Raw genomic sequence first — 13,365 nt, forward strand, 5'->3', positions numbered from 1 at the left:
CTCCTCGCCGACGGTACGGATCTCGTCGATCGCCGAACATCCTGGTGCCCCACCACACGAGCTACGGCTACCCGTACCGGCACGGTAGGTTCGGCGGGGTGAACCGGCCGACCGACAACACGGAGCTCCGGCAGCGACTGCTCGGCGTGAAGCTCAAAGCGCTGGTGGGCGACCACCTCGGCACCGCTGTCGATGCGGAGCCGAGCGGATTTCGGTCGGGGTCGGGCCTGGTCGTCGACGGCCGCGCCTGGGTGCTGATCGACGGCGACGCCTCACGATCGTTGGGTCCCGCGATCGCCTGGGCGATCCGTCACGACGCCGAGTCGCTCGATCTGATCGCCGAGACGGCCACCGGCCTGCTCGCTCGCCGCGCGGGATACTTCTCGTTCCCGATCTCGGTCTGGTTCGCGGAAGATCGCCTGCTGCTCCCCGTGGTGGCCGAACCACACGCACCGCTGCCAGCGGCGCGAGACGAACACACCGACCTCATCGCCACGATCGAAGCCGGTGGAGCCGAGCCGTGCATCGAACACGGCGTCGTCACGGGTGAAGTCCGCGGACTTGAAGTGTGTCGCGTGGTCGACGAACCCACGATCGGACGCCTCATCGACATCGGCGAGATCGAACTCAGCGGTCAGCTCGGTGAACCGGGTGTGCGACTCGAAGTCGGCGTCGGCGTCAACGACCGCGAAGCGTTCCAACTGCTCCACGGCGACCTGCCGACCGTCGACGCGCTGTCGGGCGTGGTCGAAGCGGTCCGGAGCCACCGATCGGCCGACGCGCCACAGCACCCGCTCAACCGGATGGCGCCCGAACGATTCCTGCGGTGGGAAGCGGTCAACGATCCGGCTCGCGTCGACATGGTGTCGGTCGAACCGGCCTCGGCACCGGTACCTCGACCGAGCATGAAAGACCAGGCGCCGGCGGTTGCGGTGGGTGTCGACGATGGCGGCCGGCGCAACGTGCTCGTGTTCTCGTCCGGTGTCGACCTCGACCTCGTGCCGTTCGCCCTCGACGCGCACGCTGCGCTCGCAGCGTGGGGCGACACCGAACTCGCGTCGGAGATCACGCTGCACCTGCGAGACAACGACCTCGTCTCGATCACCCGCGATCTCGCCGAGCACGCGGCGGTCACCGTTCGCTGTTCGACGTTGAACTGACGCGCCGATCGATCTCCTCTGTCGAGATCTCAGCGTTAGCCTCGGCTACGCATGATGGAGCGGCTGAAGCAGATCGTCGATGAGTACGAAACGCTCGAACACCAGCTCTCCGATCCCGAGGTGCTGTCCGACCCGACTCAGCTCCGCAACGTGTCGAAGCGCTACAACGACCTCGGCCCGGTGGTCGAGACGTTCCGCCGCTACGAAGCGCGCCGCGGTGATGCCGAAGCAGCGCGCGAGATGATCGACGGTTCGTCCGGTGACGAGCGCGAACTGCTGCAGAGCGAACTCGACGAGGTCGCCGCCGAACTCCCGGTGATGGAAGCCGAACTCCGTGAGTTGATGATTCCGAAGGACCCGAACGACGGGCGCAACGTGCTCATCGAGATCCGCGGGGCCGAAGGCGGCGAGGAAGCCAACCTGTTCGCCCGCGACCTGTACGAGATGTACGCGGCCTACGCCTCGGCCAACAAGTGGAAGGTCGAGACGCTGTCGGCGTCGACGAGCGACATGGGCGGCTACAACGACATCACCTTCCAGGTGAGTGGCGACACCGCATGGCGCAACCTCAAGTTCGAAGGCGGCCCGCACCGTGTGCAGCGGGTGCCGGTGACCGAGAGCCAGGGCCGCATCCACACGTCGTCGGCGACGGTGACGGTGTTGGCCGAGGTCGACGAGGTCGACGTCGACATCAACGACCACGATCTCGAGATCGACGTGTACCGGTCGAGTGGGGCCGGTGGCCAGCACGTCAACACCACCGACTCGGCGGTCCGCATCACCCACGTGCCGACGGGCGTGGTGGTCACCATGCAAGACGAGCGATCGCAACTCCAGAACAAGGCGCGGGCGATGCAGGTGTTGCGGGCCCGCCTGTACGACCTCGCCGAAGCCGAACGTTCGGCCGAACTCTCGGCCGAGCGCAAGGCCCAGGTCGGTGGTGGCGGCCGGAGCGAGAAGATCCGCACATACAACTACAAGGAGAACCGGGTCACCGACCATCGCATCGGCTTCACCGTGTATCGCCTCGCCGACATCCTCGCCGGCGATCTCCAGATGGTCGTCGACGCCCTGTCGGCCGACGAACGGTCCCGGCTGCTCGCCGAGGGCGGCGCCGACTGAACGGGACGAACGACGTCGATGCGTGATGCTGACCAGACGATCTCGTGGAGCGAGCTGCTGCGCGAGACCGAGGCGATCATCGGCGACCGCGCTCACGCGCGTTGGATCTGCGAGACGGCGACGTCGTCGACCCCCGACGAGTTCCGGGCCATGCTCGATCAACCGGCGGGTGAACGCGCAGTCGGCCACCTCGACGCGATGGTCGCTCGCTACCGGACGGGGGAGCCGATCCAGTACGTGCTCGGCTCGTGGGGTTTCCGGCGCCTCGACCTGGCCGTCGATCGACGGGTGCTGATCCCGCGACCCGAGACCGAGCAGCTCGCGGAGATGGCGATCGAGAAGGCGGCGACGTTCGGCCCCACTCGAACCGTCGCCGATCTCGGCACCGGTTCGGGAGCCATCGGCCTGTCGATCGCCGACGAGCTCCCGATCGAGGGAACGACGGTCTGGTTGACCGACGCGAGCGACGACGCACTTGCGGTCGCACAGGCGAACCTCGCGGGGCTGGGCCGAGCTGCGATCAACGTGCGGATCGCCCACGGCTCGTGGTTCGACGCGCTGCCCGACGACGTGATGTTCGACGTGATCGTGTCGAATCCGCCGTACGTCGCCGACGGTTCGGTCGAACTCGAACCGATCGTCGCCGACTGGGAGCCGACTTCAGCGCTGTTGAGCGGATCCGACGGACTCGACGACATCGAGGTGATCGTGGCGGGTGCCCCGGCCCGGCTGCGCCCCGGTGGCTGGTTGTTGCTCGAGCACGGCCACGATCAAGGCGATTCGGTTCGTGCGCTGCTCGAGGTCGCCGGCTTCGTCGACGTCGAGACCAAGCGTGACCTCGCCGACCTCGACCGAATCACCGCCGGACGCCGCCCATAGCGCAGGTTGGCTGGAATTCAAGAGTCAGCTTGCTGATTCGGGAATGGATCGTTCGAGGTCAAGGAAGCATGAGTCCGAGTTGCCTCTGGGCAACGAGCGATGAGGGCTGACGCAGAGATCGGGCGATCCAGCCCGAATCAGTCGAAGCGGACGGCGACTTCGGCGAGAATGCTGCCCTCTTCGGGCGTGACCTCGTGGTCGGCGCCGGCGACGTCACGGGCGGCCGAGAACAGCGCCGAGCGCAGCACGCGGCTGCTGATGGTGGCATCGATCTGGTCGAGGAACTCGACGACCCGGTCACGCTCGATCGCGAGGCGCGCGTCTTCGATCGCCGGGCGGAGATATTCCTCGAACGGGAACTCGTCACCGCGCCATTCCTCGCTGATCTCGCGGACGGCATCGACCTCGGTGTCGTTGATCTCGTTGTCGGCCAGCATCACGAGCGTGAGCAGTTGCAGTGCCGCGAGATGCTCGGCGTTTGCGGTGGCGTGTGTTGCGACGCCGCGGTAGAGCTCGGCGAGTCGGTCGTTCATGTCTGTGATCCTCCCAGATCGAGGCCGAGAGATCGCGACAGGAAGTCGAGTTGATGCAGAAGCAGGTTCTCGGCGACCACTTCTTGCGGGGTCATGTGGGTCACTCCGACGAGTGGCAGCACCTCGTGCGGACGCCCGGCTGCGAGCAGGGCCGACGAGAGTTGCAGGGTGTGGGCCGCGACGACGTTGTCGTCGGCGAGGCCGTGGACGAGGAGGAGCGGGCGGGTGAGTTTCGCCGCTCGCGGGAGGAGCGAGTTGGCGTCGTACACGGCGGCGCCCTCGTCGGGACCGGTGAGCGTGGGGTCGCCGAGGTATCGCTCGGTGTAGTGGGTGTCGTACAGGCGCCACTCGGTGACGGGTGCGCCGGCGATGGCGGCGTGGAACACGTCGGGGCGATCGAGGACGGCGAGCGCAGCCAGGTAGCCACCGAAGCTCCAGCCTCGGATCGCGACCCGGTCGAGGTCGACGACGTCGTGCTGTTCGGCGACGGCGTGCAGCGCGTCGACCTGGTCGGCGAGCGGCGGGTTCGCGAGGTCGTGTCGCACGTCGCGCTCCCACGCCGGGCCGCGTCCTGGCGTGCCCCGACCGTCGGAGACGATGACGGCGAAACCCTGGTCGGCGAACCACTGCGACGTGAGATAGGCGTTGTGGGCGCTCGTGACGCGTTGTGCGTGCGGCCCGCCGTACGGGTCCATCAGGACGGGGAGCTTCTCGCCGCGCTCGGGATCGAAACCGTGAGGCAGCAGGAGCGCGGTGGCGAGGTCGCGTTCGCCGGCTCGGAGCAGCGTGACGTTGACGTCGATGTCGGGAGTCTCGGCGTGTGAGGCGATGACGGGGCCGTCGAACAACCCGTCGACGAGCACGGTCGTGGTGGCTCCGGGCCGTTCGAGCGTGGCGCTTCGGACCACGATCGTCGATCCGCCGATCGCGGCGGCGTGTACACCGGCCGCTTCGGTGAGTCGTCCGGCCTCGCCGCTGAGCGTGGTCGACCAGACGTGGAGTTCGGTCGGTTCGTCGGGGTCGTTGGCCAGGAAGAAGATGTCACAGTCGTCGTCGTCGGCGGGGGTGGCGGGGGTGGCGGCGATCACCGAACGGACCTGGAGGTCGCCGGGAGTGACCGGTTCGTCGTCGACGAACAGTTGCCGCATGCCGTCTCGGTCGGAGGCGGTGAGGAGTTGACCCGTGGGGAGCATCGTCGGGACACCGGGGACGTTCTCGATCCAGGCGTCGTCGTAGTCGCTGGCGATCACCTCGCCTTCGCCGGTGGTGGTGTCGACCCGAACGACCATCGACCCGCGCTGGTCGCGGGACTGCGCCGAGAACACGAGGCCGTGCTCGGTCCACTCGACGCGGGCGATGTACGGGAAGAACTCGCGGTCCCAGTCGACGTCGATGCGCGAGCCGTCGAGACCGAGGAGGTGGAGCGTGACGATCGGGTTGTCGGTGCCGGCCGCCGGGTAGCGCACCGTGCGCGCCGCCGCCGACGGATCGCCAGGGTTGGCGATCGTCCACTCGGCGACGGGAGCGTCGTCGACGCGGCACGCCGCGATGGTGCGCCCGTCGGGGCTCCACCAGAAGCCGCGGAATCGATGCATCTCCTCGGCGGCGATGAAGTCGGCCGACCCCCACGAGACCGTGCTGGCCTCTTTCGGGTCGTTGCCTGCGAGGACCCGCGAGCTGCCGTCGAGTTCTCCGATGCGCAGTTCGCGTCCGCTCACGTAGGCGAGTCGTGACGCCGTCGGGTCGGGCCGCGGGTCGAACACGGGGCCGTCGACCGGGATCGGCCGCGCCTGCCCGCTCAGGAGCCCGGCCGCGAACAGTCGGCCGTTGAGGGCGAACGACACGACCTTGCAGTCGGCGTCGGTCGCGTAGGCGGTGATGCCGCTCGACCCGTCGCGGGTCCGCTCGCGGCGGGCACGCTCCTCGTCGGTGAGTTCGCCGGCGGCCGGGTCGGCGAGACCGAGCAGTTTGCGCGGATCGGCGACGAGGCGCTCCTCGCCGGACGGCAGGTCCATCACCCACAGTGCGTTGACCGGGTCGTCACCGGCCGAACTGCGGAGGAAGACCACGCGGTTGCCGTCGGGTGACACCGACACGTTGCGTGGGTCGCCGAGCGAGAACCGTTGCGTGCGAGCGTGTTGGCGCGGGAACGAGTCAGTCATGCCGTTGCCTCGATGGCTTCGAGCACGAGCGTGAAGGCGGCGTGATGGTCGACTTGGGTGAGCACGTCACAGTTGGCAGTATCGCGCTCGATCAGCGCTCGGCCGTCGATCACCGTCATTCCGGCCGTGTGCTCACCCTTGGTCTCGACCACGACGTGGCGTTGCTCGCGGTCGAAGAGCGCCGGATGGGTGACGGCCAGGACCGCCAACGGGTCGTGGAGCGCCGCACCGCCGATCGATCCGTCGTCGTGGCGTCGGAGGTACGTGCCCGAGAAGAAGTCGAAGAGGTCGGCGAGAATCGACGCGACCCGTCCGGGCAGTGCCCGGGTCTGTTCGATGCGGTCGCGGGTGACCTGGAACTGGTGGGTCACGTCGAGCCCGGCCATGATCAGCGGGCGGACCTGCGAACCGAACACGATCGCCGCGGCTTCGGGGTCGGCCCAGATGTTGAACTCGGCGGCAGCGGTTCGGTTGCCGAACGTCCCGCCGCCCATGAGCGAGATGCCGGCGACCCGGTCGACGAGGTCGGGCGCCTGGCGAAGCGCCAACGCGATGTTGGTGAGCGGGCCCATCGGCACCAACCAGACGTCGTCCTCGGCACGGCACGTGTCGATGATGAAGTCGACGCCGTCGGTCGAGTCGAGCGGGGTGGTCGGCTCGGGGAGTTCGGCTCCGTCGAGCCCGGATTCACCGTGCACGAAACCGGCATCGCGGGCCGGAGCGATCAACGGGCGGGCGGCGCCGGAGTGGACCGGGGTGTCGAGTTCGAGCAGATCGCGCATGACCAACGCGTTGTGTGTCGTCCGGTCGAGCGGGGCGTTGCCGGCGACCGTGACGATGCCTCGGACGTCGGCGAAATGGGCAGCGGTCACGATCGCCACGGCGTCGTCGTGGCCGGGATCGCAGTCGATGATCATCTTCGGACGGGTGGACATCTCGGGCATACCGCCGAGCTTGGCAGGTCGCGGTGCACACTGGAGCAATGAAGCTGCGCAGGCCGTTCGCGATGGCGGCAGTACTCGTGTCGATGGCCACCGCGTGCTCGTCGTCGGACGACCAACGGGGTGTGGAGAACGGCACCGAGGTCGACGCCGCGGTCGAGACCGCGGTCACGGAAGCGACCGACACCGGCGGCCCCGACACGGCGGTGTTCACCGAAACCGACGACCTCGGACCCGTGCCGCCGCAGCCACCCGGCGACGTCGCCGTGTCCGACTCGGTACTCGAACCCATCGAGCCGGTGTCCGAGACGGGGGTGCCGGGAATCGACAGCGACGACGAGTTCTGTCGCTCGTGGAGCGAGTTCGCCGGTTCGTATCAGGCGCTGACGTTCGGCTGGGCGATCCAGGGCGGCGAGGCCGCGGCACGGCTCGAAGTGGTCGCGACCGACGTGTTGAGCCGCGCCGTGGCGGCGATGGGCGAGCATCTTCCGGCGGCGATCGAATCCGATCGGCAGGCGCTCACGGTCGACTTGCCGACCCCGTTGCTCCGACGCGCCGAACGTGCTCGTGCCCTGCTCGCCGATGCCGGGGTCGACGAGCCCACGATCGTCGCGCTCGGCGACATGTGGCTCGCCGCGGTGACCGAGGCCGGTCTCGAGTCGGAGACGCTCGCGGTGACGATCGACGACCCTGCACTCGACGAGATGGTCGACGAAGCAGCGCGGGCACTGCTCGAGCAGTTGCCGCCGATCATCGAGGACCCGAGTCTGATCGTCGACGTCGACATCTCGGCGACCGAGAACCACCTCTTCGAGAACTGCCCCGATCGAGGTGTGCTGTCGGGGAACGACCGCATCGATCAGTAGACAGCGGCGCGACTCGTCGCGAGTGTCGCGGTCAGTCGATCGTCAACGTGGCGTCGTCGGCGAGTGTGGCGCTGACGCCGACCCATTCGCCGTCGCACATCGCCGTGGCCACCGCGAGGTCGGAGCTCTTGCCCCAGGCGCGGCGACCGTCGGGAAGGAGGCATGCCGCGAGCGCGGTCTCGGGCTCGTTGTCACGGTCGAACATGACCGTGTAGGCCTCGATGTCGACGGCACCCGCTGCGTCGGCACCGACCGCGAGTTCGCGTTTGGGCAGCGCGTCGATCTCGGCCTGCGGTGACGTGTGGCGGAACCCGTCGGCCGGGGGAGTGGTGGCGTACACGCCGAATGCGTGCTTCGTGGCGTAGCCGCCGTTGGCCCACACGAGCCCGGTCTCGTCGCGTTGCTCGCGCAACTCGCCGACGATCGTGGCGATCGCGTGCATCGGGTAGTTGTTCCAGGGGCCACCGCCGAACGGCAGTCCGCCGGTGCGCGACCACTGCTGGTCGAGGTCGACGCCGAGCGACTTCGCTCCGAGCTGTACCGCCGCGGGGAAGCACGAGTACAGGTCGACGAGGCCGACGTCGTCGATCGTGACGCCGGCCAACTCCAGCGCCCGCTTGCCGCCGAGTTCGATCGCCGGAGTGCGCGAGAACGTGTCGCGGTTCGACACGTAGTTGTGTTCGTGGCAGTCGGCACCCGACAGCGGGAACACCCACAGGTCGCGGTCGATGCCCATCCGCTCGGCGGCTTCGACCGAGCACATGATGAGCGCGGCACCCATGTCGACGTCGCTGTTCGAGTTCATCAGCTTCGGGTACGGGAAACCGATCATGCGGTTCTTCGCGCTCACCGTCGTGATCTCGTCGGGCGTCTTGGGTTCGCGGATCCACGCGTTCGGGTTGCCGGCGGCCACGTGGCTCAGATCCGACCACAGCTTCCCGAGGAACGCCTGGTGCTCGCCGACGGTGCGGCCGGATTCGGCGCGCAGCGCGGTCTCGAACATCGGGTAGATCTGCACCGGCATCATCAAGCCGAGCTCGCGCTCGTGCTCGTGGTTCATGTCGAGCGGTTTGCCGATGAACACCGGGACGTCGCCGTCGTCGGCTTTCGGCCAGTCGAGCTTGATGCCCTGCTTGCGCGCCCGCATGTAGGTGCGGAACGCTTCGGCACCCGAGAGGATCGCCATGTCGGTCGAGCCGCCGGCGATGTCGAGCGCGGTCTGGTTGACGAGGGCCTGCGGGCTGTTGCCGCCGGGGGTCGACTCGGCGAGTTCGCAGTCGGTGATGCCGAGTCGCTCGGCGAGGAAGCGCGGCGCGTTGCGGTAGCGCCAGCCGATGATGTTGACGACGCGCACCGAGTCGGCCGGGGGCGGGCCGTCGAGCCCGGCGTCGGACACGGCCTCGAGGACGGCGCGCTCCATGAGCGCCGCGGGTTCGAGTGCGTCGTCGAGCGACTCGGCGCGGTGCAGGTACTGGCCGACGCCGACGATGACGGGGGTGCGAGGATCGAGTGCCACGATCGCCAACCCTACGAAGCACGTTGTCGCGCCGACGATTCGCCGTCGCGTGACATCCACGCCACCACCATGAACGACCCAGGTCGGTGGCGTACTTCTTGTAAGTCTTTCGGATGCGGGCGGCTGCGGCTCGTACACTGCGATCCCGATGGCACGCATTGCGATTGGCTCCGACCACGCCGGCTTCGAACTGAAGCAGCACCTCGTCGGGTTTCTCCGACAGCACGGCCACGAGGTCGACGACCAGGGGACCCACTCGACCGAGTCGGTCGACTACCCCGAGATCTGCGCCGGTGTCGCCCGCACCGTCCGCGACGGCGACGCCGACTGGGGCATCGTGATCGGCGGCAGCGGCCAAGGCGAACAACTCGCCGCCAACAAGGTGCGCGGCATCCGTGCCGCCCTCTGCAACTGCCTCTACACCGCACGCATGGCTCGCGAACACAACGACGCCAACGTGCTGTCGATGGGTGGCCGCGTGGTCGGCACCGGGCTCGCCGAAGAGATCGTCACGACGTTCGCCGAGACCGAGTTCGAAGGCGGCCGCCATCAGCGGCGCGTCGACCAGATCATGGCGCTCGAAGACGACTTCTGATCACGGCCCACGCCAACACTCACCCACGCACCGACCCCTGAACCCCGTCCTCCGACTCCAGACCGTTCTCCGACCCCACCCGTAAGGACCCGCGATGCCCTTCCCCACGACGACGAACCCCGACACCGAGGTGTCGGAGCTGATCGAACGCGAAATCGAGCGCCAGACCACCGGACTCCAGCTCATCGCCAGCGAGAACTTCACCTCGCCGGCCGTCATGGCCGCCACGGGTTCGGTGCTGACCAACAAGTACTCCGAGGGCTACCCCGGCAAGCGGTACTACGGCGGCAACCAGATCGTCGACTCGATCGAACAGCTCGCGATCGATCGCGTGAAAGAACTCTTCGGAGCCGAACACGCGAACGTGCAGCCGCACTCCGGCGCCAACGCGAACATGTGCGTGTACCAAGCGCTGCTCGAGCCGGGCGACACCATCCTCGGGCTCAGCCTCGACCACGGCGGTCACCTCACGCACGGCTCGCCGGTCAACGCCAGCGGGCTGCTCTACAACTTCGTGGCCTACGGCACCGGCGCCGAGGATCGCATCGACATGGACAACGTCCGTGAACTCGCGCTCGAGCACCGACCCAAGATGATCGTCGCCGGGACCACCTCCTACCCGCGTCGCCTCGATCCCGAGCCGTTCAAGAAGATCGCCGACGAAGTGGGCGCACTGCTCATGTTCGACATCGCCCACCTGGCCGGACTCGTCGCCGGCGGCGCTCATCCCAACCCGGTGCCGTACGCCGACATCGTCACCTTCACCACGCACAAGACGCTGCGCGGCCCGCGCGGCGGTTGCATCCTCTCCAAGCAGGAACACCAGAAGGCCATCGACAAGGCCGTGTTCCCCGGCTGGCAGGGCGGACCGCTCGAGCACGCCATCGCCGGCAAGGCCATCGCCTTCCGTGAGGCCATGGACCCGTCGTTCAAGGAGTACGCCGCGCAGATCGTCGCCAACGCATCGGCGCTGGCATCGGCGCTCGCCGACGAGGGCTTCCGTCTCGTCTCGGGCGGCACCGACAACCACATGATGGTCGTCGACCTCACCCCGTTCGATGCCGAGCTGACCGGCAAAGTCGCACAGGCCACCCTCGACGAGGCCGGGATCACGCTCAACAAGAACACGATTCCCGACGACCCGCGCAGCCCGTTCGTCACGAGCGGCGTCCGCATCGGCACGCCGTCGGTCACGACGCAGGGCATGACCGAGGCCGAGATGCCGGTCATCGCCAAGCTCATCGCCACGGCGCTCCGCGAACGCGAGAACCCCGAGGCGATCGCGCAGGTGCGCACCGAGGTCGCCGACCTCTGCTCGAAGTTCCCGGCCTACTGAGACGTTCCGGGTCGGCTGAGCACCGGTTCACCCGGCTGCATCGACCATCGCCGAGCGCTCGGTCGGCGCGCGCCCTGACGGGTACAGTCTCGTCCCGTGCCTGACGTCGGTTCGTATCTCATCATCGGGATCATCGCCGCCGTCGTCACCTTCGTCGCGACACCACTCGTCACGAAACTCGCCAACCGGTTGGGCTGGGTGGCGATGCCCAACGCTCGAAGCGTGCACACCGAGCCGCTTCCCGACGTCGGTGGTCTCGCGATGTTCATCGGCTTCGCCGTCGCGCTCGGCGTCGCGTGGGCGATCTCCGACTTCTCGCTGCTCTTCGAATCGAACTCCGAGCCGCTCGGCGTGCTGATCGCCGCGGCGATCGTGTTCGGCGTCGGACTCGTCGACGACGTGCGCGAGGTGAGCGCCCCCGCCAAGATCTTCTTCACCGTCATGGCCGGACTCGCGCTGGTGTGGTTCGGCGTCGTGATGTTCTACTTCCGCGTGCCGTACCTCGACGCGGTCATCCTCTCCGACGACCTCAAACCGCTCATCACCGTCCTGTGGTTGGTCGGCATGACGCAGGCGATCAACCTCATCGACGGTCTCGACGGACTGGCCGCCGGCGTGGTGGCCATCGGTGCCGGGGCGTTCTTCCTCTACAGCCAGGAGCTCACCGATCGAGGCTTCATCGGCGGCGGCAACATCGGCCCGCTGTTCGCGATCATCGCCGTCGGCGTGTGCCTCGGCTTCCTGCCGCACAACTTCAACCCGGCGCGCATCATCATGGGCGACGGGGGAGCGTTGCTGCTCGGCCTGCTGCTCGCGGTGTCGACGAGCGTGGTCGGTGGGCGCGCCGACCCGTTCCAGACGCAGTTCGTCGGCACGACCTACTTCTTCCTCGCGCCGATCGCCATTCCGCTGCTCATCCTGGGCGTGCCGATCTTCGACACGATGTTCGCGATCCTCCGGCGGGCGACGAGCCGCAAGTCGTTGGCGTCGGCCGACAAGGGCCACCTGCATCACCGCCTCATCAACCTCGGCCACGGGCACCGTCGCAGCGTGCTGATCCTGTGGTCGTGGACCGCGCTCCTCTCGGGGTTCGTGTTGTACCCGACGCTCACCGACCAGAACCCGACGTACCTGCCGTTCGGTGTTGCCGCGCTCGGCATCGCGCTCTTCACGATGCTGCATCCGAGCGTCATCCAGCAGCGCCGCGACAACAACACGCCACCTCACGGCATCGAGCTCGAGACGCCACCCGACGACCCGGATCAACCGACGCTGTTCGACGATGCCGACACCGGTCTCACGACTGGTGTCGACGACCACTGAATTATTCCAGCGGATCGCGTGACACTTGCGTTGCAGGGTTGCCGAGCCGGTGGCCGTGCACTAGGTTGTGCAAAGTTTCACAAGCGCCGCAGCGCCGCTCGTCGAACGCCCTCGCCGGCCACTCCGGCACCATGAGCGGGCAACGACCACGACGCCGCAGACCGAGACACTCGACTCCATGAGATTCCTTCCGAAAGTACGCACCGACGCACGCGTCAACACCGAGGATTCCCTCGGCCACGGCATGGACGCCGTCATCGTGCTCGTGCTGTTCCTCGGAGCCGGCTACGGACTCGACCGCCTCTTCGACACCACCCCGATCTTCATGATCGTGCTCACCGTGCTCGGCGCCATCGGCCTCTTCGCGAAGTTCTATTACAGCTACGAGCTGCGCATGAACCAGCACGACGCCGAGCGCCTCGCCAAGCTGCAGGGGCCCGCCTCGATCTCGAACGACGAGGCGGCGTGATGACCGTGGCCGAATCACCCGACCTGATCACCACCCGCTTCGACGGCCCGGCCCCCGAAGTGAGCGTGTCGACCGACATGATCAAGCGCGGGCTGTTCGTCGCGCCGCTGCTCGTCGCCGTGTGCGCCGTCATCTGGGGTGGCGACGGCGTCTGGTCGTCGATGTACGGCATCGCCATCGTCCTCGGCAACTTCGCTCTCTCGGCCGCTCTCATCGCCACCGCAGCTCGCATCTCGGTCGCGCTGATGATGGGCGCCACCCTGTTCGGTTACCTCATCCGGCTCGGCTTGATCTTTCTCGCCGTCTGGATGGTGAAAGATGCGTCATGGATTTCACTTCCGGCACTCGGATCGACAATCATCGTGACGCACCTCGGACTGCTCTTCTGGGAGATGAAATTCGTCGCCCTGTCGCTCGCTCATCCGGGGCTCAAACCGACACGGGCCGCAAACGGCTCGTAACC

The 13,365-nt window shown here is 67.7% G+C and carries 13 protein-coding genes; 9 read left to right on the forward strand and 4 right to left on the reverse strand.

Features of this window, described 5'->3' with window-relative positions; all coding sequences use genetic code 11:
- Window positions 1-98: 98 nt before the first annotated feature.
- From YM304_RS05245 to prmC, 3 genes are read left to right on the forward strand one after another with little or no spacing between them, the layout of a single operon-like run.
- Entirely contained in the window at window positions 99-1,160 is a 1,062-nt protein-coding gene (locus tag YM304_RS05245; RefSeq protein WP_154723311.1) for a hypothetical protein, read from the forward strand.
- 51 nt (window positions 1,161-1,211) lie between these two features.
- A complete protein-coding gene (prfA, locus tag YM304_RS05250) occupies window positions 1,212-2,282 on the forward strand; it encodes a peptide chain release factor 1 (protein ID WP_015440608.1) in 1,071 nt (356 codons plus the stop codon).
- An 18-nt stretch (window positions 2,283-2,300) separates the two neighbouring features.
- Window positions 2,301-3,161 (forward strand): peptide chain release factor N(5)-glutamine methyltransferase, encoded by an 861-nt coding sequence (gene prmC, locus YM304_RS05255; protein ID WP_015440609.1) that lies wholly within the window; start codon window positions 2,301-2,303, stop codon window positions 3,159-3,161.
- A gap of 137 nt (window positions 3,162-3,298) precedes the next feature.
- On the opposite strand, the gene YM304_RS05260 is transcribed toward prmC, so the two are convergent.
- Genes YM304_RS05260 through YM304_RS05270 form a run of 3 tightly spaced genes read right to left on the reverse strand, consistent with a single transcriptional unit; the run spans window position 3,299 to window position 6,800 of the window.
- Window positions 3,299-3,694: a tellurite resistance TerB family protein gene (locus YM304_RS05260; RefSeq protein ID WP_015440610.1), complete on the reverse strand. Its 396-nt coding sequence runs from the start codon at window positions 3,692-3,694 to the stop codon at window positions 3,299-3,301.
- Window positions 3,691-5,856 (reverse strand): S9 family peptidase, encoded by a 2,166-nt coding sequence (locus YM304_RS05265; protein WP_015440611.1) that lies wholly within the window; start codon window positions 5,854-5,856, stop codon window positions 3,691-3,693. The genes YM304_RS05260 and YM304_RS05265 overlap by 4 nt, the downstream gene beginning before the upstream one ends.
- The gene (locus tag YM304_RS05270) at window positions 5,853-6,800 is read right to left on the reverse strand and encodes a nucleoside hydrolase (protein WP_015440612.1); all 948 of its coding nucleotides are present in this window, start codon (window positions 6,798-6,800) and stop codon (window positions 5,853-5,855) included. The genes YM304_RS05265 and YM304_RS05270 overlap by 4 nt, the downstream gene beginning before the upstream one ends.
- Before the next feature lie 38 nt (window positions 6,801-6,838).
- Here YM304_RS05270 and YM304_RS05275 point away from each other — a divergent pair, with 38 nt between their 5' ends.
- On the forward strand, window positions 6,839-7,663 hold the full coding sequence (locus YM304_RS05275; RefSeq protein ID WP_015440613.1) for a hypothetical protein: 825 nt from the start codon (window positions 6,839-6,841) through the stop codon (window positions 7,661-7,663).
- Between the two features lie 31 nt (window positions 7,664-7,694).
- On the opposite strand, the gene YM304_RS05280 is transcribed toward YM304_RS05275, so the two are convergent.
- The gene (locus tag YM304_RS05280; protein ID WP_154723312.1) at window positions 7,695-9,179 is read right to left on the reverse strand and encodes an acetyl-CoA acetyltransferase; all 1,485 of its coding nucleotides are present in this window, start codon (window positions 9,177-9,179) and stop codon (window positions 7,695-7,697) included.
- Window positions 9,180-9,327: 148 nt separating this feature from the next.
- Between YM304_RS05280 and rpiB the strand changes: the two genes are divergently transcribed.
- From rpiB to YM304_RS05305, 5 genes are all read left to right on the forward strand, one after another.
- On the forward strand, window positions 9,328-9,774 hold the full coding sequence (gene rpiB / locus YM304_RS05285; RefSeq protein WP_015440615.1) for a ribose 5-phosphate isomerase B: 447 nt from the start codon (window positions 9,328-9,330) through the stop codon (window positions 9,772-9,774).
- A 94-nt stretch (window positions 9,775-9,868) separates the two neighbouring features.
- Window positions 9,869-11,110 carry a serine hydroxymethyltransferase gene (locus YM304_RS05290; RefSeq protein WP_015440616.1) on the forward strand — a complete coding sequence of 414 codons (1,242 nt, stop codon included), beginning with the start codon at window positions 9,869-9,871 and terminating at the stop codon, window positions 11,108-11,110.
- A 96-nt stretch (window positions 11,111-11,206) separates the two neighbouring features.
- Entirely contained in the window at window positions 11,207-12,433 is a 1,227-nt protein-coding gene (locus YM304_RS05295) for a glycosyltransferase family 4 protein (protein ID WP_015440617.1), read from the forward strand.
- Between the two features lie 178 nt (window positions 12,434-12,611).
- Complete coding sequence (locus YM304_RS05300) at window positions 12,612-12,902, forward strand: AtpZ/AtpI family protein (protein WP_015440618.1); 291 nt, start codon at window positions 12,612-12,614, stop codon at window positions 12,900-12,902.
- Window positions 12,902-13,363 (forward strand): ATP synthase subunit I, encoded by a 462-nt coding sequence (locus YM304_RS05305; RefSeq protein WP_154723313.1) that lies wholly within the window; start codon window positions 12,902-12,904, stop codon window positions 13,361-13,363. Before YM304_RS05300 ends, YM304_RS05305 begins: the two co-directional genes overlap by 1 nt.
- The last annotated feature ends 2 nt before the right edge of the window (window positions 13,364-13,365 follow it).

It is taken from the genome of Ilumatobacter coccineus YM16-304 (assembly GCF_000348785.1).
GTDB lineage: Bacteria > Actinomycetota > Acidimicrobiia > Acidimicrobiales > Ilumatobacteraceae > Ilumatobacter_A > Ilumatobacter_A coccineus.